This is a genomic window from Pseudomonas sp. TMW22080, from assembly GCF_022496745.1.
Lineage (GTDB): Bacteria > Pseudomonadota > Gammaproteobacteria > Pseudomonadales > Pseudomonadaceae > Aquipseudomonas > Aquipseudomonas bubulae.
Map to the genome: position 1 here is coordinate 704,578 of NZ_SCFF01000003.1, position 19,332 is coordinate 723,909.

At 60.5% G+C, this 19,332-nt stretch carries 18 protein-coding genes; 6 read left to right on the forward strand and 12 right to left on the reverse strand.

The features are described from left to right. Positions 1-3: 3 nt before the first annotated feature. The 5 genes from mrdA to EQV96_RS13555 all read right to left on the reverse strand — a co-directional run bounded on the left by mrdA (position 4) and on the right by EQV96_RS13555 (position 4,918). A complete protein-coding gene (gene mrdA / locus EQV96_RS13535; protein WP_094999438.1) occupies positions 4-1,899 on the reverse strand; it encodes a penicillin-binding protein 2 in 1,896 nt (631 codons plus the stop codon). Positions 1,900-1,911: 12 nt separating this feature from the next. Next, positions 1,912-2,379 carry a 23S rRNA (pseudouridine(1915)-N(3))-methyltransferase RlmH gene (rlmH, locus tag EQV96_RS13540; RefSeq protein WP_003444191.1) on the reverse strand — a complete coding sequence of 156 codons (468 nt, stop codon included), beginning with the start codon at positions 2,377-2,379 and terminating at the stop codon, positions 1,912-1,914. Between the two features lie 9 nt (positions 2,380-2,388). Then, entirely contained in the window at positions 2,389-2,883 is a 495-nt protein-coding gene (rsfS, locus tag EQV96_RS13545) for a ribosome silencing factor (protein ID WP_016779261.1), read from the reverse strand. A gap of 72 nt (positions 2,884-2,955) precedes the next feature. Beyond that, positions 2,956-3,678, reverse strand: coding sequence for a nicotinate-nucleotide adenylyltransferase (gene nadD, locus EQV96_RS13550; RefSeq protein WP_232527619.1), 723 nt, complete (start codon positions 3,676-3,678; stop codon positions 2,956-2,958). After that, entirely contained in the window at positions 3,647-4,918 is a 1,272-nt protein-coding gene (locus EQV96_RS13555; protein ID WP_095024991.1) for a glutamate-5-semialdehyde dehydrogenase, read from the reverse strand. The genes nadD and EQV96_RS13555 overlap by 32 nt, the downstream gene beginning before the upstream one ends. 176 nt (positions 4,919-5,094) lie before the next feature. Between EQV96_RS13555 and EQV96_RS13560 the strand changes: the two genes are divergently transcribed. Both EQV96_RS13560 and EQV96_RS13565 read left to right on the forward strand, forming a co-directional pair. Further along, on the forward strand, positions 5,095-5,763 hold the full coding sequence (locus EQV96_RS13560) for a DNA-3-methyladenine glycosylase (protein ID WP_094999968.1): 669 nt from the start codon (positions 5,095-5,097) through the stop codon (positions 5,761-5,763). Positions 5,764-5,924: 161 nt separating this feature from the next. Further along, positions 5,925-7,241 (forward strand): bifunctional DedA family/phosphatase PAP2 family protein, encoded by a 1,317-nt coding sequence (locus EQV96_RS13565; protein WP_240882113.1) that lies wholly within the window; start codon positions 5,925-5,927, stop codon positions 7,239-7,241. Positions 7,242-7,243: 2 nt separating this feature from the next. On the opposite strand, the gene EQV96_RS13570 is transcribed toward EQV96_RS13565, so the two are convergent. The 3 genes from EQV96_RS13570 to EQV96_RS13580 are packed head-to-tail and all read right to left on the reverse strand — an operon-like array spanning position 7,244 to position 8,920. Further along, complete coding sequence (locus EQV96_RS13570) at positions 7,244-7,834, reverse strand: LON peptidase substrate-binding domain-containing protein (RefSeq protein ID WP_095019053.1); 591 nt, start codon at positions 7,832-7,834, stop codon at positions 7,244-7,246. Positions 7,835-7,844: 10 nt separating this feature from the next. Continuing rightward, the gene (locus EQV96_RS13575; protein ID WP_094999443.1) at positions 7,845-8,561 is read right to left on the reverse strand and encodes an LrgB family protein; all 717 of its coding nucleotides are present in this window, start codon (positions 8,559-8,561) and stop codon (positions 7,845-7,847) included. Next, on the reverse strand, positions 8,558-8,920 hold the full coding sequence (locus EQV96_RS13580; RefSeq protein WP_240882114.1) for a CidA/LrgA family protein: 363 nt from the start codon (positions 8,918-8,920) through the stop codon (positions 8,558-8,560). Before EQV96_RS13580 ends, EQV96_RS13575 begins: the two co-directional genes overlap by 4 nt. A gap of 166 nt (positions 8,921-9,086) precedes the next feature. Between EQV96_RS13580 and EQV96_RS13585 the strand changes: the two genes are divergently transcribed. Beyond that, a complete protein-coding gene (locus EQV96_RS13585) occupies positions 9,087-10,769 on the forward strand; it encodes a C13 family peptidase (RefSeq protein ID WP_153380265.1) in 1,683 nt (560 codons plus the stop codon). Positions 10,770-10,818: 49 nt separating this feature from the next. Then, positions 10,819-11,460, forward strand: a complete 642-nt coding sequence (locus EQV96_RS13590; protein WP_240882115.1) for an oxidoreductase — start codon at positions 10,819-10,821, stop codon at positions 11,458-11,460. Positions 11,461-11,476: 16 nt separating this feature from the next. On the opposite strand, the gene EQV96_RS13595 is transcribed toward EQV96_RS13590, so the two are convergent. The 4 genes from EQV96_RS13595 to EQV96_RS13610 all read right to left on the reverse strand — a co-directional run bounded on the left by EQV96_RS13595 (position 11,477) and on the right by EQV96_RS13610 (position 15,802). After that, on the reverse strand, positions 11,477-11,764 hold the full coding sequence (locus tag EQV96_RS13595; protein ID WP_094999447.1) for a YceK/YidQ family lipoprotein: 288 nt from the start codon (positions 11,762-11,764) through the stop codon (positions 11,477-11,479). Next, on the reverse strand, positions 11,757-12,386 hold the full coding sequence (gene ubiX, locus EQV96_RS13600; RefSeq protein ID WP_094999448.1) for a flavin prenyltransferase UbiX: 630 nt from the start codon (positions 12,384-12,386) through the stop codon (positions 11,757-11,759). The genes EQV96_RS13595 and ubiX overlap by 8 nt, the downstream gene beginning before the upstream one ends. After that, the gene (mpl, locus tag EQV96_RS13605; RefSeq protein WP_094999449.1) at positions 12,383-13,732 is read right to left on the reverse strand and encodes a UDP-N-acetylmuramate:L-alanyl-gamma-D-glutamyl-meso-diaminopimelate ligase; all 1,350 of its coding nucleotides are present in this window, start codon (positions 13,730-13,732) and stop codon (positions 12,383-12,385) included. The genes ubiX and mpl overlap by 4 nt, the downstream gene beginning before the upstream one ends. Before the next feature lie 189 nt (positions 13,733-13,921). Further along, positions 13,922-15,802 (reverse strand): sigma-54-dependent Fis family transcriptional regulator, encoded by a 1,881-nt coding sequence (locus tag EQV96_RS13610; RefSeq protein ID WP_240882116.1) that lies wholly within the window; start codon positions 15,800-15,802, stop codon positions 13,922-13,924. 346 nt (positions 15,803-16,148) lie between these two features. On the opposite strand from EQV96_RS13610, the gene EQV96_RS13615 reads away from it, so the two are divergent. Together EQV96_RS13615 and eat are read left to right on the forward strand one after the other, a co-directional pair. Further along, on the forward strand, positions 16,149-17,669 hold the full coding sequence (locus EQV96_RS13615) for an aldehyde dehydrogenase family protein (protein ID WP_095020958.1): 1,521 nt from the start codon (positions 16,149-16,151) through the stop codon (positions 17,667-17,669). A gap of 193 nt (positions 17,670-17,862) precedes the next feature. Then, positions 17,863-19,308, forward strand: a complete 1,446-nt coding sequence (gene eat / locus EQV96_RS13620) for an ethanolamine permease (protein ID WP_094999452.1) — start codon at positions 17,863-17,865, stop codon at positions 19,306-19,308. Positions 19,309-19,332: the final 24 nt, after the last annotated feature.

Genomic DNA, 19,332 nt, shown 5'->3' on the forward strand with positions numbered 1-19,332 from the left:
AAATTACTCATCATTGGCCGGAACCTCTGCCTTTACCGGGCCGCCGTACTCGGGTTTGAGTTTGCCGTCTTCACCCAGCAACCAGGCATCCATGACCTTGCGCACCACGGGCGAGGCGACACGACTGCCGGCTTCGCCGTTTTCAATCATCACCGAGACGGTGATCTGCGGGTTGTTGGCCGGCGCGAAGCCGACGAACAAGGCGTGGTCGCGGTGACGCTCCTGCACCTTGGAACGGTCGTATTTTTCGCCCTGCTTGATCGCCACCACCTGGGCCGTACCGCTCTTGCCAGCAATCAGGTATTGCGCGCCAACGCCCGCCACCCGCGCCGTGCCGCGAGCGCCATGCACCACTTGCTGCATGCCGTGGTTGACCTTGGCCCAGTTGGACGGGTCACGCAGGACAATATCCGGCACCGGGTCCGGGTCCACCGGCGGTACGCCCTCGATGGTCTTGGCCAGGTGCGGACGGATCCACTTGCCTTTGCTGGCGATCAACGCGGTGGCCTGGGCCAGTTGCAAGGGTGTGGACTGCATATAGCCCTGGCCAATCCCCAGAATCAGCGTCTCGCCCGGGAACCAGGCCTGGCGTCGGGTGGCACGTTTCCACTCGCGGGACGGCATCAGCCCGGCGGACTCTTCGAACATGTCCAGCGAGACCTTGCGGCCGATACCGAACTGGTTCATGTAGCTCGACAGACGGTCAATCCCCAGCTTGTGGGCCAGGTCATAAAAATAGGTGTCGTTGGAGCGCATGATTGCGGTATCCAGATCGACGTAGCCATCACCGCTACGGTTCCAGTTACGGTATTTGTGATCGTAATTGGGCAGCTGGTAATAGCCGGGGTCATACACCCGCGAGGAGCCGGTGATCACGCCGCTGTCCAGGCCGGCAATCGCCACTGCAGGCTTGATCGTCGAGCCCGGTGGATACAGGCCGCGCAGGATGCGGTTGAACAATGGTCGGTCAATCGAATCACGCAGCTCGGCATAGGCCTTGAAGCTGATGCCGGTCACGAACAGATTGGGGTCAAAACTCGGCTGGCTGACCATCGCCAGCACTTCCCCCGTCATCGGGTTGAGTGCCACCACTGCGCCACGACGCCCTGCCAGCGCCTCTTCAGCTGCTTCCTGCAGTTTGATATCGAGGCTGAGTACGATGTCTTTGCCAGGGATCGGGTCGGTGCGCTTGAGTACTCGCAACACGCGGCCACGGGCATTGGTTTCGACTTCTTCGTAACCCACCTGGCCATGCAGCTCGGCTTCGTAGAAACGCTCGATGCCGGTTTTGCCGATATGGTGGGTGCCGCTGTAATTGACCGGATCGAGGGTTTTAAGCTCTTTTTCGTTGATCCGCCCCATGTAACCCACCGAGTGCGCAAAATGCGCGCCTTGAGGGTAATGCCGCACCAGTTGCGCAACCACTTCAACCCCGGGCAGGCGGAACTGGTTTACGGCAATCCGGGCGATCTGTTCTTCGTTGAGCTCAAACAGAATGGGCACCGGCTCAAACGGCCGCCGCCCCTGCTTCATGCGCTTTTCGAACAGGGCGCGATCCTCGGGCGCAAGCTGCAACACTTCAACAATAACGTCGAGCACTTGCTGCCAGTCACCAGAGCGTTCGCGGGTCATGCTCAGGCTGAAGCTGGGGCGGTTGTCTGCGATCACCACGCCATTACGGTCAAAAATCAGACCGCGGGTAGGCGGGATCGGCTGCACATGCACCCGGTTGTTCTCTGACAAGGTGGAGTGGTAGTCGTACTGCACCACCTGCAGGTAATAAAGCCGCGCGAGCAGCACACAAATCAGCGTCACGACCACAATCGCACCGACCACGACTCGTCCGCGCACAAGGCGTGCGTCTTTCTCGTGGTCTTTAAGGCGGATCGGCTGAGTCATTCAGAGCGCTGACTATTTGTGATACGGGTGCCCGGACAGCACTGTCCAGGCGCGATACAACTGCTCACCGATCAGAATCCTCACCAACGGGTGCGGCAGCGTCAATGGCGACAGCGACCAGCGCTGGTCAGCGCGGGCACAGACTTCCGGCGCCAGCCCTTCCGGGCCACCGACCATAAAGTTCACCGTGCGCGAATCCAGGCGCCAGCGGTCAAGCTCAACCGCCAGCTGCTCGGTACTCCACGGTTTGCCGTGCACTTCGAGGGTTACGATGCGCTCGCCCGGGCCTACCTTGGCCAGCATGGCTTCGCCTTCCTGGCGGATGAAGCGGGCCACGTCAGCATTCTTGCCACGGGTGTTGAGCGGTATTTCCACCAGTTCAAGTGCCAGCTCGGATGGCAGACGCTTGGCATATTCATGCCAGCCTTCTTCCACCCACTTGGGCATACGCGAACCGACAGCGATCAAACGCAGGCGCACAGCGAACCCTTACTCTTGGTCTTTGTTGAGCTTCAGGAAGTGCTCATGGGTGTTTTCCGGGCTGTGGTGAGCAGCGCTGCCTGCACGGCTTTGTTCAGCACCGGCCCACAGACGCTCCAGGTCGTAGAACTGACGGGCACTGGCGGTCATCATGTGAACGATCACGTCGTCCATGTCCAGCAGAACCCAGTCGCTGTCGCCCTTGCCTTCTTCGCCCAGCGGCTTGACGCCCAGAGCCTTCACCGCTTCGCGGATCTTGTCGAGCATCGCACCGATCTGACGGTTCGAAGTACCGGTAGCGATGATCATGAAGTCAGTGATGCTGTGCTTGTCACGCACGTCGATGACCTGGATATCCTGGGCCTTGACGTCTTCCAGGGCGGCAACAGCAACCTTGACCAGCTCTTCACCCTTGAGAGGCTCGGCGCTGAAGGTTTTTTCCGGCAATGGCGCGCTTTTGAAGGTGCCTTTGCGCTTTACTTTGCTTACATCTTTGTCAGTCATATAAAACTCGTTTTGCTCGTATGTTCGGGTGTTTCAATACACGACAATTGGCGCCTTGAAACACACCCTTTTTCAGTTCGACGCACGGTAAAGCCCGTGCGCATCGATGTAGGCCAGGACCGCGTCGGGCACCAGGTAACGTACCGACTTACCGCTGGCCAGCAGTTGGCGGATCTGGGTGGCGGATACCGCGAGCGGCGTCTGCCAAACGAATGCAATCTGTCCGCTTGCCCCCTTCAGGGCCAGCGGGTCGCTTACCGAGCGCGCTGCCAGCAGGTTGCGCAAGGCATCCGGCGGTTCGCTGTCGGCATCCGGGCGCTGTAGCACCAGGATATGGCAATGCTGGAGCAACTCTTCCCAGCGATGCCATGTGGGCAGGCCGCAAAACGCGTCCCAACCCAACAGTAAAAACAACTGGTCATACGCGGCCATCTCGGCCCGCATCAATTCCAGTGTATCGATCGTGTAGGACGGTTTGTCCCTTTGCAGCTCCCGGGCGTCCACTACCAGCGTAGCCACTCCTGCGACAGCGCACTCGACCATCGCCAAACGGTCGTGGGCTGACACCTGGGGGGTGTCACGGTGCGGTGGCCTGGCATTGGGGGTAAGACGCAGCTCGTCGAGCCCCATCATCTCCGCCACTTCCAGCCCGCCACGCAGATGACCGATATGCACCGGATCGAAGGTTCCGCCCAGTACGCCTATGCGCTGGGGTAACACGTCGATCACAGGTGCCGGCGCTGACGCTTTCAGCTTGACCAAGTCAGACTGGCTCCTGACCGCGCAACTGGCCATCGCCGACCACAATGTACTTCTCGCAGGTCAGACCTTCGAGACCCACCGGGCCGCGGGCGTGCAGCTTATCAGTAGAAATGCCAATCTCCGCACCCAATCCGTATTCAAATCCATCGGCAAAGCAGGTTGGTGTGTTGAGCATCACGGAACTGGAGTCCACTTCGGCCATAAAACGCCGGGCATCGCCCTGGTGTTCGGTGACGATCGAGTCGGTGTGATGGGAGCCATAGTGATTGATATGCTCAATCGCCTGGTCCAGACCCTCCACGATACGAATCGACAGGATGGCGTCCAGGTACTCGGTGCTCCAGTCGTCTTCAGTGGCGGCAACCACGTCGATCAACTCCCGGGTACGCTCGCAACCGCGCAGTTCGACGCCCTTGGCGCGAAATTGTTCAGCCATTGCCGGCAAAAATTCTGCCGCGACGGCCTGATCCACCAGCAGGGTTTCCATCGCGCCGCAAATGCCATAACGGTAGGTCTTGGCGTTGAACGCAATGCGCTGCGCCTTGGCAAGATCGGCATGGGCACTGACGTATACATGGCAGATGCCGTCCAGGTGTTTGATCACCGGCACCTTGGCATCACGGCTGACCCGTTCGATCAGCCCCTTGCCGCCGCGAGGCACGATGACATCAACGTACTCGGGCATGGTGATCAGCGCGCCGACAGCGGTACGATCGGTCACTTCAACCACTTGCACCACGGCGGGCGGCAAACCGGCTTCGGCCAGGCCGCGCTGGATGCACACTGCAATGGCACGGTTGGAGTGAATCGCCTCGGAGCCACCGCGCAGGATGGTTGCGTTGCCCGACTTCAAGCACAGGCTGGCAGCATCAATGGTCACGTTAGGACGCGACTCGTAGATGATTCCGACTACACCCAGCGGTACACGCATCTTGCCGACCTGAATACCCGAAGGGCGGTAGCTCATGTCGCGAATCGCGCCGATGGGGTCTGGCAGGCTTGCCACCTGACGCAAACCGACAATCATGCTGTCGATGCGTGCAGGGGTCAGCGCCAGGCGCTCCAGCATGGCCGGCTCAAGGCCGTTGGCCCGGCCGGCGGCCAGGTCCAGTTCGTTGGCAGCAACCAGCTCCAGACGTGCGGCATCCAATGCAGCAGCAGCGCCGTGCAGGGCACGGTTTTTCTGCGCCGTACTGGCACGGCCGATCACGCGGGAGGCTTCGCGAGCAGCGCGACCCAGGCGGGTCATGTAGTCAAGAACGGACTCAGTCATGGTCTCAAGGGTCTTGGCAGGGAGGAAAGCGGCCGATTATAGCGGTCCCGCCGCCTCACGCACAGCGGTGGCAGGCGGATGGTCGAAATGGACCACAAATACACTGCGTTCAGCCCCGATTAAGCATGACTTGCTATGATCTGCACCTTTTCAGCTATCCACTGACCGTCCTGCACATGCCAATGATGCTGCCTGATGCCTTTTTCGATCGAGATGCCCAGCTTGTTGCTTGCCAACTGCTGGGCAAAGTCATTCGCCATCGGGTCAACGGGCTGTGGCTCAGCGCCCGGATTATCGAAACCGAAGCCTATTACCTCACCGACAAAGGCAGCCACGCCTCGCTGGGCTATACCGACAAGCGCAAGGCGCTGTTTCTCGATGGCGGGCATATCTACATGTATTACGCCCGCGGCGGCGACTCGCTGAATTTCAGCGCCCACGGCCCCGGCAACGCAGTGCTGATCAAATCGGCCCATCCCTGGCTTGATGAACTGGCGGGCCCGGACAGCCTGGCGCAGATGCAACGCAACAACCCGGACGCCCAAGGCAACCCCCGGCCTGCACACAAACTGTGCGCGGGGCAAACCCTGCTGTGCAAAGCGCTGGGGTTGAAGGTGCGCGAATGGGATGCAAAATGTTTCGACCCCGAACGCTTGTGGGTCGATGACGTCAGAGAACAACCTTCGAAAATTATCCAGACCACCCGTCTGGGCATCCCCCACGGGCGCGACGAGCATTTGATGTACCGCTTTGTCGATGCTGACTACGCTGCGTATTGCACGCGTAATCCGCTGCGTCGCGGGCAGGTTGAGGGGCGGGATTTCATCACCCTGGAGCACAACTGATCCTGTGGGAGCGGGTTTGCTCGCGATGGCATCGCCGCAATTGTCCTGACAGACCGCGGGGCCTGCATCGCGTGCAAACCCACTCCCACAACTAGAGCCGGGCCAGCTTCAAGACTGTAGCGCCTACAAACAACCTAATAAGCAGACAAGGAAATCGGAACATGGGCCCATGGCTCGATAGCATCACCGGCTGGCTGACAGCCAACCCGCAGTGGCTGGGCCTCGCGGTGTTTATTGTGGCTTGCGTGGAGTGTCTGGCAATTGCCGGCATCATTGTTCCCGGCACCGTATTGTTGTTCGCCATTGCCGTCATGGCCGGCAGCGGCGCCCTGTCCCTGGGCCAAACCCTGCTGCTGGGCTTTCTCGGCGGGTTGCTCGGCGACGCGGTGTCCTACGCCCTGGGCAGGCGCTTCCACCAGAACATTCGCCGCTTACCCCTCTTGCGCACTCATCCCGAATGGATGAACGGGGCCGAGAGCTACTTCCATCGCTACGGTATTGTCAGCCTGTTGGTCGGGCGCTTTATCGGCCCGCTGCGGCCCATGCTGCCGATGGTGGCCGGGATGTGCGACATGCCGATCCCGCGCTTTATCGGCGTCAGCCTGCTGGCCGGAGCAGGCTGGTCGGTGGCGTACCTGCTACCGGGCTGGGCCACCGGTGCTGCCATTCGCCTGCCACTGCCCGAAGGCTTCTGGCTACAGGCCGCCATTGTTGCCGCAGGCCTTGCCGCCCTGCTGGGCCTGAGCATCAATGCCAGTATCCGTCGCCAACCCCGGGCCACGCTGCTGATCGGCACACTCAGCTTCGCCCTGCTACTGGCCGTCTTTATCGGTTATCCACACATGACCGCCTTCGACCAGGGCATCACGGCCCTGGTACAAGAGCATCGCAGCAGTGCCATGGACAGCGCCGCCGTGCTGGTGACGCAAATCGGCAACTTCCGTACCCAGTTTCTGGCGGCAGCCCTGGTGTGCGTCATTCTGCTGTTTACCCGGCAATGGCGGGCAATGTGGTTCTTTGGCGGGATCACGCTGTTTACCGCGCTGGCCAATACCGCGACCAAGCACTTCTTCGCCCGGGTGCGCCCCGAAGTGCTGGTGGACCCGCTGACCAGCTACAGCATGCCCAGCGGCCACAGTTCAGGGGCATTCGCATTTTTTATAGCCCTGGCCATTCTGGCCGGGCGCAACCAGCCACAACGCATGCGCGTCACCTGGGTATTGCTGGGTTGCCTGCTGGCGATCACCGTGGCGATGTCGCGGGTGTACCTGGGCGCTCACTGGCCAACGGACATCACCGCTGGGGCCCTGCTCGCCATCACGGTCAACGCATTCGCTCTGGCGCTAAGCCAGCGATACATGCCCCTTGAGCCGATCCCGCAGAAAATCTGGTGGCTGATCTTGCCGTCAGTCACTGCGCTCTACGGGTTTTTCATGCTCGGGCACTTGTCCAGGGAACTGCTGCGCTACGCCTACTGAGATCAGTTGAGGGCTTCGCCCTGGATCTCATCGAGCAGCACTTGTATCCCGTCCAGACGCTGCTGCGGGTCATTGACCTGCAGCAGTTCGATCTTGTCTGCCTCGGCAAAGGGCAACAGGTACGCCAGTTGATTGGACAGCGACTGTTGCCCCGCCACCTCGGTGTTCATGTTCAGGGCCGCCACCATCGGGTGCTCGGCCAGCGCCTTGAGCAAGGCCAGCAGGTCCTGGTCTTCTTCCTGCAGGGGCTGCTCGGGGGCGTCATCCAGCCACTCGATTTGCGCCAGCAGTAGCTGATCGCGCTGCAACTCAGTGCCCAGCACTTCAAAGCGCCGCCCGCCCTCGACGCGAATGCCCAGCAGGCCGTTGTCCTGCTGCTGAAAATCGCGAATCAAGGCTTCACAGCCAATCCCGGCGATACCCTGGGGTGCATTGCCGACCTCACGGCCATCCAGGATGCACACCACACCAAAGCCTGTGCCCTGCTTCATGCAGCGGGCAACCATGTCCAGGTAGCGCGCCTCAAATATCTGCAAATCCAGCACACAACCTGGAAACAGCACGGTATTCAAAGGAAACAGCGGCAATGTCATAGCTTCACCCTTACACCATGAGGGTCACGGCCAACGGCAGGAACACCGCCGTACCCAGACCCATCAGACTCATCGCCAGCGCCGCGAAGGCGCCACACTCTTCACTTTCCTGCAGGGCCACCGAAGTGCCAACCGCGTGCGCCGTCATGCCCAGGGCCATACCTCGGGCCTCCGGGCTGTGAACCCCGAGCAGGCGCAACAGGCCCGGCCCGCAAATTGCGCCGATCACCCCGGTAATCAGCACAAACACTGCTGCCAGCGCCGCCACACCACCAATCTGCTCGGCCACCAGCATGGCAATCGGTGAGGTCACCGACTTGGGCGCCAGGGTCATCAGCATCATGTGCTCGGCCCCGAACCACCAGGCCAGGCCCACCACCAACGCAGTGGCGAACACGCCGCCAATTACCAGCGTAGTAAAAATGGGCCAGAACAACTGCCGGATCCGCCGCAGGTTGAGGTACAGCGGCACCGCCAGCGCCACCGTTGCGGGGCCCAGCAAAATACTCAGGATATCGGTGCTCTTGCGGTACTCCGCGTAGCTCAGGCCGCAACTGAGCAGCACACCGATCACCAGCAGCATCGAGGCCAGCACCGGCTGCAGGAAGAGCCAGCGGGTTTTCTCGTAAGCGGCGAGCACCAGTTGATAGGCGCCCAGGGTGATACCGATACCAAACAACGGATGATGGATGACTGACTCCCAGGCGCCCTGCCATTGCAGATTCATGGCCGCTCCTCGGGATGGCTGTGATCCTTGAGCAGACGCTGCATCAGTACGCCGACGAATGCCATCGAGATCAATAGCGACAGCACCAGCGCCCCGACAATCGCCCAGAAGTCAGCGGCAATATCGGCGGCGTACACCATCACGCCCACTGCGGGCGGCACCAACAGCAAGGGTAAATAACGCAACAACCCGCCGGCAGCCAGACTCAATGGCTCGCTGACTTGACCGCGCACCATCAAGAAGCCCAACAACAGCAGCAATCCGATAATGGGCCCGGGCAATACGGGGACGAACAAGTGATTGAGGGCGGTACCGAGCAATTGAAACAGCACCAGCCAAGTCAAGCCGCGTAGCAACATTTCACCTCTCCAGCGAATATTTTTGTGCCGCATTATAAGCACGTCCTACCGACCAACGGCCCAGGCTTGCACCTTGGCATACAATAACTGCCGATGTTTCATCCGGGCCTATAGACAGCTTCCATTGCTGCGGCATACTCGGTGGCTTAATTATGCGGATCCCGTTATGCGCCCATTTGCCCCCCTTGCTTTGACCCTGCTGCTGACGGCCTGTGGAGACGGTGAATCACTGTTACCGCCCGACGCACGCCTGCCCGATGGCGGGCGCTATCGAGGCGAAGTGGTCAACGGGTTGCTGCAGGGCCAGGGCCGTATCGACTATCCGAATGGCAATTGGTACGCAGGGGAGTTCAAAAATGGCCAGTGGCACGGCCAGGGCGAGTGGCACGCCAGCAATGGCGATAGCTATCGCGGCGGTTTCGCGCAAGGCCTGTACAGCGGCCATGGCCGCCTGACCACCCACGACAGTACCTACGAGGGCGGGTTCAAGCTGGGCAACCGCGAGGGCGAGGGCACGCTCAAGCAAGGTACCCTGAGCTATCGCGGCGACTTCAAGGATGACCAGTTCTCGGGCGATGGCCATCTGGAGCTGGAAGACGGCAGCCAGTACCAGGGCCAGTTTGCCCACGGCAAACCCCACGGCACCGGCAGGCGCAGCGATGCCAGCGGCAATGAGTTCGTCGGCGAGTTCGTCAATGGCGAACTTGAAGGCAACGGCATCTTCAACAGCGCCGACGGCGACCAGTACGAGGGTGCGTTCAAGCACAACCAGCTCAACGGCAAGGGTCGCTATGAGAATGCCGACGGCGATGTGTGGAGCGGCGACTTCAAAGACGGCGCTTTAACCGGCAAGGGCGAACTGACAGGCATCGACGGCAGCCACTACAGCGGCATGTTCAACGAGTGGCGCTTCAACGGTCCCGGCCATTTGAGCCTGCCCGACGGCAGCACCTATGTTGGCGAGTTCGCCGCAGACACCTATCAGGGCCAGGGCACCCTGACCCTGAGCGACGGTACCGTACAAAGCGGCTACTGGCTAAACGGCCAGCGAGTGCGCGATGCCAAAGGGACAGTCTTGCCCGACCCGCTGGAGCTGGGGCTGCTCAACCAGGGCACATTGCTCAACAAGGCGCTGGACGGCGTTGCCCCATCCACCCCGGCAATCGAGCTGTACAGCCTGGTGCTGGCGGGCGACGGCAAGCAGAGCGTGTTCAAGCGCGAAGCCGATTACGTCAGCGACATGCTGGCCAGCCGTTTTGGCAGCCGTGGCCGGATCACCCTGGTGAACCACCGCGACCATCTGCTCGATAGCCCCATGGCCACCCGCGAAAACCTGTACCGCGCGGCAAAAACCCTGGCCGGGCGCACCGGCCCTGAAGACCTGATTTTCATTTATCTGACCAGCCACGGCACCCAGGAACACGAGCTGGTACTCGATCAACCGCGCATGGAGCTGGCAGACCTGCCCGCCGACGAGCTGGCTGCAGCCTTGGCCCCACTGAAAAACCGCGACAAGATCATCGTGATTTCATCCTGCTATTCAGGCGGTTTTATCCCCGCGCTCAAGGATGAAAAAACCCTGATCATGACCGCATCCCAGGCTGACCGCGTGTCTTTTGGCTGCTCTGAAGAAGCCGACTTTACCTACTTCGGCAATGCCTTGTTTGCTCAGGCGCTGAACCAGACCGACGACCTGCAAAAAGCCTTCAAACTGGCCAGGCAGTACGTGGCCGAACGCGAACAAGCGGATGGCTACGAGCCATCCGAACCGCAAATCTGGGCGCCAAAAGGCGTTCTGAACCACTGGCAACGCTTGCGTCAACAACAAGCGAAACAGGCTTTGCAGTAAGCAAATAACCCTGGAATGGCTAAGCTGGTTGTATCAAGGGAGAAACATTATGCACTTGACGCCTTCACATATTTTGCTCGCAGGCGCTACCGGCCTTACCGGCGAACTGCTACTTGACCGCCTGCTCAACGAACCCACCATCACCCGCGTGCTCGCCCCTTCACGCAAGCCTCTGGCGGCGCATCCGCACCTGGAAAACCCGGTAGGTGACCCCGCCGTGTTCCTGCCTCAACTCAGTGGCCGGGTCGATGTCGCCTTCTGCTGCCTGGGCACCACGATCAAGCAGGCAGGTTCCGAGGCAGCCTTCCGCGCGGTGGATCACGACATGGTGGTGGCTTTCGCCAAACGCGCGCGGGAAATGGGCGCACGCCATCTGGTGGTGGTCAGTGCCATCGGCGCCGATCCCAAGTCCTCGGTGTTCTATAACCGGGTCAAGGGTGATATGGAGCAGTCGCTGCGCGCGCAAAACTGGCCGCAACTGACCATTGCCCGTCCTTCCCTGCTACTGGGCGATCGCGTCGAGCCACGTCTGGCCGAACAGATCGCCGGGCCACTGTCCAAACTGATTCCGGGCAAGTACCACGGTATCGAAGCCTGCCAGCTGGCCCGTGCGCTGTGGCGCCTGGCACTGGAAGAACAGGACGGCGTGCGGGTGATCGAATCCGATGAGTTGCGCAAGCTGGGTAAATAGTCACCCGCCCTGCTGGCTACAAACCACCGCTGGCCTGAAACCCGACACCCAGCACCGTCAGCACGGACAACGGCAATAGTACGGTATCGAGCAACGCGCTGGCGGGCAGGTCCAGGCCCGGATAGCGCGGAGCCTCGGCGCCAAAGCGATCCTTGGCACAGCACCCGCCCTCAAGGGCATACACGTCCAGCCGCGTACCCGAGTACACAACGGGAGCGCCCGGCTTGGCCGCATCCAGCGTTCGCACGCTGGCGCAACCACAAACCAGAGCCGCCACCAGCAGGGCCAATAGCGCCTTACTCATCGCCGCCCACATGGTACTCGCCCCAGCGCGGGAGCATGTCCTGGGGGATATTGAGCAGGTTGAGAATGCGCGCCACCACAAAATCCACCAGGTCATCGATAGTCTGCGGTTGATGATAAAAGCCGGGCGATGCAGGCACTATTACCGCGCCCATATTGGACAGCTTGAGCATGTTCTCCAGATGGATACTGGAATACGGCGCCTCACGCGGCACCAGAATCAGCTGGCGACGCTCCTTGAGCGTCACGTCTGCGGCCCGCTCGATCAGGTTGTTGCAAGCGCCGGTGGCAATCCCCGACAGGGTGCCGGTGGAACACGGCACCACCACCATCGCAGCGGGTGCTCCCGACCCCGAAGCCACGGGCGACATCCAGTCCTCCTTGCCGTATACGCGAATCTGCCCTGCGGCAGCGCCCGTGTATTCAGTCAGAAAAGCCTGCATTGCTTGTGGCTTTGGCGGCAGGCTGACATCCGTTTCGGTTGCCATGACCAATTGTGCGGCCTTGGAGATCAGGAAGTGGACTTCGCGGTCTTCGCGCACCAGGCAATCGAGCAGGCGCAAGGCGTACGGCATGCCGGAAGCACCGGTGACCGCCAGGGTTATGCGTTCCGGGCCACTCATTGCAGCGCTTCCGCCAGCTTGCCATGCAGCCCGCCGAAGCCGCCATTGCTCATGATCACCACATGGGTACCGGGCTTAACCTGGGCCTTGACCTCGGCAATGATGGCGTCCAGCGAATCGCACACCTTGGTCGGCACCGGGCTCGATGCCACCGTCGCGGCCAGATCCCAACCCAGATTGGCCGGGGCATACCAGACCACATGATCCGCCTGCACCACGCTTTGCGGCAGGCCATCACGGTGGGCTCCGAGCTTCATGGAGTTGGAGCGCGGCTCAATCACCGCGATCAAGGGCGCGTCACCAATGTGCTTGCGCAGGCCATCGAGGGTGGTCGCGATCGCAGTCGGATGGTGGGCAAAGTCGTCGTAGAGGGTAATGCCGTGGACTTCGGCGACTTTCTCCATACGTCGTTTCACGCTTTTGAAAGCGCTCAACCCATCTATCGCCATGCTCGGCACCACGCCGACATGGCGCGCTGCGGCCAGGGTCGCCAGGGCGTTGGCCACGTTATGCTGGCCGGTCATGTTCCAATCGACGGTACCTTGCAGCGCGCCGTCAAACAGCACCTCAAAGCGAGAGCCGTCATCACTGAGCAGCCTGGCTTGCCATTGACCATCGACGCCCGTGGTTTGTACCGGCGTCCAGCAGCCCATTTCGATTACACGCTGCAATGCAGGCTCGGTGGTCGGGTGGATAACCAGCCCTTCACTCGGGATAGTGCGCACCAAATGGTGGAATTGCCGCTCAATGGCCGGCAAGTCCGGGAAGATGTCAGCGTGATCGAACTCGAGATTGTTGAGGATTGCCGTGCGCGGACGGTAGTGGACAAACTTCGAGCGCTTGTCGAAAAAGGCGCTGTCATATTCATCGGCTTCTACCACAAAGAACGGCGTATCACCCAGACGGGCCGACACGGCAAAGTTCTGCGGCACACCGCCAATCAGGAAACCCGGGGCCATGCCCGCGTACTCCAGCACCCAGGCCAGCATGCTGCTGGTCGTGGTTTTACCGTGGGTACCTGCCACGGCCAGTACCCAGCGGCCTTGCAGCACATGGTCAGCCAGCCATTGCGGGCCGGACACGTAAGGCAGGCCCTTGTTGAGCACGTACTCAACTGCGGGGTTGCCACGGGACAGCGCATTGCCGATCACTACTACATCTGGCGCCGGATCGAGCTGAACCGGGTCATAGCCCTGGGTTAGTTCAATACCTTGAGCCTGCAGCTGGGTGCTCATCGGCGGATAGACGTTGGCGTCTGAGCCAGTAACGTGATGGCCCAGTTCTTTGGCCAGAACCGCCAGCGACCCCATGAAAGTGCCGCAAATACCCAAAATATGAATGTGCATAGTTGACCTCGTAAACCATCGGCGAAGGGTAGCGTAGCAAGGTTCTTTTCGCACCTGATGATTCTGAAACCCTCACCCTAGCCCTCTCCCTGAGGGAGAGGCGACTAAAAGCAAAAGCGGATTTGCGCAACGCCTCAGGTCAGCCCCCTCACCCTCCGGGAGACGGTTGGGGTGAGGGGCTTTTAAGCATTACCGCTCAATCCCATGCTTGCGCAGCTTTCTATACAGGGTGTTGCGGCTCACCCCCAGTTGCAGCGCGGTATGGGTCATATGCCAGCGGTGCAGTTCGAGCGCCAGCAACAAGGCCTGCTTTTCGGCATCCTCAAGCGGGTATTCACATGCTTCAGGGGCTTTGGGCGGAGCCAGGCGAATAGTGGCCGGCAGATCTTCGTACTGGATCACGTCGTTTTCGCAGAGTGCAGCCAGGGTTCGCAGCACATTGCGCAGCTGACGCACGTTGCCTGGCCAGGCAAAATCCAGCAACGCCTCACGTGCCGCCGGGCTGATAAACAGGCGCTGCCCTCCCGCCTCTTCGGCCAGCAAGAAGTCCAGCAACTGCGATTTGTCCGTGCGCTCGCGCAACGCTGGCAAACCGATTTCCAGTCCATTAAGGCGGTAATACAGGTCTTCACGAAAACTGCCGTCCGCCACGCGCTCCTGCAAGTTACGGTGGGTGGCGCTGATAATGCGCACGTTGACCGCCATCGGCTCGCCACCAATGGGCACCACCACACGGTCCTCCAGCACTCTTAACAACCGGGTTTGCAACGCCAGCGGCATATCGCCAATTTCATCCAGAAACAGGGTGCCGCCATCGGCCTGCTGCAACTTGCCCTGCATGCCTTCCTTGCGTGCCCCGGTAAAACTACCACCGCGATAGCCGAACAGTTCGCTCTCGATCAGGCTTTCGGGGATCGACGCGCAATTGAGCGCCACAAACGGCTTGCTGCTGCGCAAGCTGGCTTGATGCACAGCCTTGGCAAAGGCTTCTTTGCCGGAGCCGGTTTCACCATTGACCAACAGCGGCACATCGCGCTCAAACACCCGTAATGCCCGGCGAAAATCCGTCTGCAGGGCCTCATCACCCAGGCAGATGCTGCTCGGGCGCGATGGCTCGGCTTGCACCATGACCGGGGCAGGCCCGTTCCGTGGCTGGCCGCGCAGTGCCGCAAATAATCGACGCCCGTCGCGGGTATGCAGCGGCCAACTGGCATTCGCCTGGAGGGTGGCCCGACTGAAAAGCTCATCCCGCGGGCAATCGAAAACACTGTCGACCGATTGCCCGAGCAAACTGCCACGCACATGCCCTAGCAGGTTCAGGGCACTCTGGTTAACCGCGCCTATAACTCCGTCGCCATCAAACGCCAGCATGCCTTCGCTGAACAATCCGACAGACTCGGCGTGCAGATGAAAACGCAGCAGCCACTGATTCTGAAAGTGCCCGAGGAAGTAGCTGTTTTCGATGATTTTCGCTGACAGATTAACCAGCGCCATCGTATGAAACTGGCTCTGACGGGAAGCCTCATGGCGGGCCGAAGACACGTCGAGCACCGCCAGCAACTCGCCCTGCGGATCGAACACCGGGCTGGCCGAGCAGGTCAGCCCGGTGTGCCGGCCACGAAAGTGTTCATCCTGATGGATGGTCAGTGCCTGACGCTCGACCAGGCAGGTACCGATGCCGTTGGTACCCTCCCTGGCTTCGCTCCAGTCGGCTCCCAGCCACAGCCCCGCCTGCTCGAACACCTTGCGTTCGGAGGGGGCAGTGACACAGTTGAGGATCACGCCACGGGCATCAGTCAATAGCACCGCGTGCCCGGCACCGGAGAGTTGCTGATGCAGGCTGTTCATTTCGTGACCGGCGATTTTCAGCACCTGCTGCAAACGCTCGCGGCCTTCAAGGATACGGCCTTGCTCAAGTACGGTCGGGGCTACGGTTTGCGCAGGATCGAGCTGATAGTCCTCCAGGCAACGCTGCCAGGAACGGACGATGGACGGGTCACACCCTTGCGGGCGACCGCGGGTGACATCAATGACTTGCCGTGCGTGACGGCGCAAATCGGTGCTGTGCATTTCTTATTGTTCTCCGCTCTGTCTCGGTGGTCCCGTGCTCAACAGAGGCAACTCGCCCTCAGCGGCAACAAAGATCCAGTCCAAACCGAACGCCCAGCATCCTCTTGCTCACCGGCCTTTGCAATCGCGAACTGACCGGCCGGTCATCGGTTGTGCCAAGACTGGTACAAATTGTCACCACAGCTGTATCAGGTGTGCCACAAGCCCCTCTCCCCAACGACCGGGTAAAACCCGCAAAGCCTTGGAAGACAAGGCCTGCACAAAGATGGCCCAGCCCTTGCTCATACTTTTGCCAGCGCCACAGCGCGTCCTCCCATAAGCACAATAAAGCCAGGAGACACTCACCATGCGTTACGCACAACCCGGTACTGAAGGCTCGATTGTTTCGTTCAAGAGCCGTTACGGTAACTACATCGGCGGCGAATTCGTGGCACCGGTCAAAGGCCAGTACTTCACCAACACCTCGCCGGTCAACGGCAAAGCCATTGCCGAATTCCCGCGTTCTACTGCCGAAGACATCGAAAAAGCCCTCGACGCGGCCCACGCCGCTGCTGATGCCTGGGGCGCGACCTCAGTGCAGGCACGTTCGCTGGTGTTGCTGAAGATTGCTGACCGCATTGAGCAAAACCTCGAACTGCTGGCCATTACCGAAACCTGGGACAACGGCAAAGCCGTACGCGAAACCCTGAACGCCGACGTGCCGCTGGCTGCGGATCATTTCCGTTACTACGCCGGCTGCATCCGCGCTCAAGAAGGCAGCGCCGCCGAAATTGACGGCAATACCGTGGCGTATCACATCCACGAACCGCTGGGCGTGGTCGGGCAGATCATTCCGTGGAACTTCCCGCTGCTGATGGCCGCCTGGAAACTTGCCCCTGCACTGGCGGCGGGCAACTGCATCGTGCTCAAACCGGCTGAACAAACGCCGCTGAGCATCACCGTTTTTATGGAGCTGATCGGCGACCTGCTGCCACCTGGCGTCCTCAACGTCGTGCAGGGGTTCGGTAAAGAAGCAGGCGAAGCGCTGGCTACCAGCAAACGCATTGCCAAGATCGCCTTTACTGGCTCCACACCTGTAGGCGCTCACATCATGAAATGTGCCGCCGAGAACATCATCCCGTCGACCGTGGAACTGGGTGGCAAGTCGCCAAACATCTTCTTCGAAGACATCATGCAGGCCGAGCCGGCCTTTATTGAAAAAGCCGCTGAAGGTCTGGTGCTGGCATTCTTCAACCAGGGCGAAGTGTGCACCTGCCCGTCGCGGGCGCTGGTGCAGGAGTCGATCTACGACGACTTTATGAAAGTGGTGATGCGCAAGGTCGAGGCAATCAAGCGTGGAGACCCGCTGGACACCGACACCATGGTCGGCGCCCAGGCCTCCGAACAGCAATTCGACAAGATCCTGTCCTACCTTGAAATTGCCAGGAACGAAGGCGCTGAACTGCTGACCGGCGGTGCCGTAGCCAAGCTCGAAGGCGATCTGGCAACCGGCTATTACATCCAGCCGACCCTGCTCAAGGGCACCAACAAAATGCGCGTCTTCCAGGAAGAAATCTTTGGCCCGGTGGTCAGCATCACCACCTTCAAGGACGAAGCCGAAGCGCTGGCGATTGCCAACGACACCGAGTTTGGCCTCGGCGCCGGCCTGTGGACCCGCGACATCAACCGCGCCTATCGCATGGGCCGTGCCATCAAGGCGGGTCGCGTGTGGACCAACTGTTACCACCTCTACCCGGCACACGCCGCGTTCGGCGGGTACAAAAAATCCGGCGTCGGCCGTGAAACCCACAAAATGATGCTCGACCACTACCAACAGACCAAAAACCTGCTGGTGAGCTACGACATCAACCCGCTGGGTTTCTTCTAACCCAGAACCCTGTAGGAGCGGGCTTGTTCGCGAAAGGATCGCTGCGCTGTACTGAACGACCGCAGCGCCTGCATCGCGAGCAAGCCCGCTCCCACAAACTGGCATCAATAGCTCTACACCGGGCCTTCTGGCCTAGCTCTTGCTTATCTCCCTGTCATATTTTCTCAAACTATAAAAGAACAGGTGAATTCCCATGCCTAGCGAACCTACTGCCGCTGCGGCGGCGTCCTCTGTCGATTTTGAAAAAGTCGGCTCCGATTATTTCCAACAACGTGAACTGAAAAAAGGCGCTGCCGGCTGGGTTCTGCTGGTGGGCCTGGGCGTGGCCTATGTGATTTCCGGCGACTACGCCGGCTGGAACTTCGGCCTGGCCCAGGGCGGCTGGGGCGGAATGTTTATCGCCACATTGCTGATGGCCACCATGTACTTGTGCATGTGCTTTTCACTGGCCGAATTGTCCTCGATGATCCCCACCGCCGGTGGCGGCTACGGCTTTGCCCGCAGTGCTTTCGGGCCGTGGGGCGGGTTCCTCACCGGTACGGCGATCCTGATTGAATATGCCATCGCCCCTGCCGCGATTGCCTGTTTTATCGGCGCCTATTGCGAGTCGCTGTTCGGTATTGGCGGCTGGATGATCTACCTGGCGTTCTACATCATCTTTATCGGCATCCATATTTTCGGGGTCGGGGAAGCGCTCAAGCTGATGTTCATCATCACCGCCGTGGCGGCCATTGCCCTGGGGGTGTTTCTGGTCGCGATGGTGCCGCACTTCAGCGTCGCCAACCTGCTGGATATCCCTGTCACCGAGGCCAAGGGCGCCAGCGCATTTCTGCCCTTCGGTTATGTCGGTGTCTGGGCAGCCATCCCTTATGCGATCTGGTTTTTCCTCGCTGTCGAAGGCGTGCCGCTGGCTGCTGAAGAAACCAAGAACCCCAAGCGTGACCTGCCTCGCGGCCTGATCGGCGCCATGCTGGTTCTGGCCACCTTTGCCCTGCTGATTCTGGTGATCGGCCCGGGCGGCGCCGGCGCGCACCACTTGATGGCATCGGGTAATCCGCTGGTCGAAGCCCTGAGCAAGGCGTATGGCGGCTCGACCTGGATGGGCGGCTTTGTGAACCTGGTGGGCCTGGCCGGTTTGATTGCCAGCTTCTTCTCGATCATTTACGCCTATTCACGTCAGATCTTCGCCTTGTCCCGCGCCGGCTATTTGCCGCGCAAACTGTCCGAAACCAACAAGAGCAAGGCGCCGGTGCTGGCCTTGATCATCCCCGGCATTATCGGTTTTGGTCTGTCACTGACCGGCCAGGGCGACTTGCTGATTCTGGTGGCGGTATTTGGCGCGACCATTTCCTATGTGCTGATGATGGCCGCGCATATCACCCTGCGTATTCGCCGCCCTAAAATGGAGCGCCCGTATCGCACGCCGGGCGGGATTTTCACTTCGGGCACTGCTTTGGTGCTTGCCTGTGTCGCGGTGGTGGCCGGCTTCCTGGTTGACCCGCGGGTGGTGATTGGCGCTGCGGTGATCTATGGAGTATTAATTGCCTACTTCGCTTTTTACAGTCGGCACCATTTGGTGGCCGGTACGCCGGAAGAGGAATTTGCGGCTATTCAACAGGCCGAAAAAGCCTTGCACTGACCGCTGAGAATCCCGCCAGACGCC

Coding starts and splice junctions, on each gene's coding strand:
- EQV96_RS13570 (WP_095019053.1), bottom strand. CDS start 7,834: ATGACATTGCCGCTGTTTCCTTTGAATACCGTGCTGTTTCCAGGTTGT.
- nadD (WP_232527619.1), bottom strand. CDS start 3,678: ATGGCCAGTTGCGCGGTCAGGAGCCAGTCTGACTTGGTCAAGCTGAAA.
- EQV96_RS13560 (WP_094999968.1), top strand. CDS start 5,095: ATGCCAATGATGCTGCCTGATGCCTTTTTCGATCGAGATGCCCAGCTT.
- EQV96_RS13580 (WP_240882114.1), bottom strand. CDS start 8,920: ATGTTGCTACGCGGCTTGACTTGGCTGGTGCTGTTTCAATTGCTCGGT.
- EQV96_RS13565 (WP_240882113.1), top strand. CDS start 5,925: ATGGGCCCATGGCTCGATAGCATCACCGGCTGGCTGACAGCCAACCCG.
- eat (WP_094999452.1), top strand. CDS start 17,863: ATGCCTAGCGAACCTACTGCCGCTGCGGCGGCGTCCTCTGTCGATTTT.
- rsfS (WP_016779261.1), bottom strand. CDS start 2,883: ATGACTGACAAAGATGTAAGCAAAGTAAAGCGCAAAGGCACCTTCAAA.
- EQV96_RS13590 (WP_240882115.1), top strand. CDS start 10,819: ATGCACTTGACGCCTTCACATATTTTGCTCGCAGGCGCTACCGGCCTT.
- mpl (WP_094999449.1), bottom strand. CDS start 13,732: ATGCACATTCATATTTTGGGTATTTGCGGCACTTTCATGGGGTCGCTG.
- EQV96_RS13555 (WP_095024991.1), bottom strand. CDS start 4,918: ATGACTGAGTCCGTTCTTGACTACATGACCCGCCTGGGTCGCGCTGCT.
- EQV96_RS13575 (WP_094999443.1), bottom strand. CDS start 8,561: ATGAATCTGCAATGGCAGGGCGCCTGGGAGTCAGTCATCCATCATCCG.
- EQV96_RS13615 (WP_095020958.1), top strand. CDS start 16,149: ATGCGTTACGCACAACCCGGTACTGAAGGCTCGATTGTTTCGTTCAAG.
- EQV96_RS13585 (WP_153380265.1), top strand. CDS start 9,087: ATGCGCCCATTTGCCCCCCTTGCTTTGACCCTGCTGCTGACGGCCTGT.
- EQV96_RS13610 (WP_240882116.1), bottom strand. CDS start 15,802: ATGCACAGCACCGATTTGCGCCGTCACGCACGGCAAGTCATTGATGTC.
- ubiX (WP_094999448.1), bottom strand. CDS start 12,386: ATGAGTGGCCCGGAACGCATAACCCTGGCGGTCACCGGTGCTTCCGGC.
- mrdA (WP_094999438.1), bottom strand. CDS start 1,899: ATGACTCAGCCGATCCGCCTTAAAGACCACGAGAAAGACGCACGCCTT.
- EQV96_RS13595 (WP_094999447.1), bottom strand. CDS start 11,764: ATGAGTAAGGCGCTATTGGCCCTGCTGGTGGCGGCTCTGGTTTGTGGT.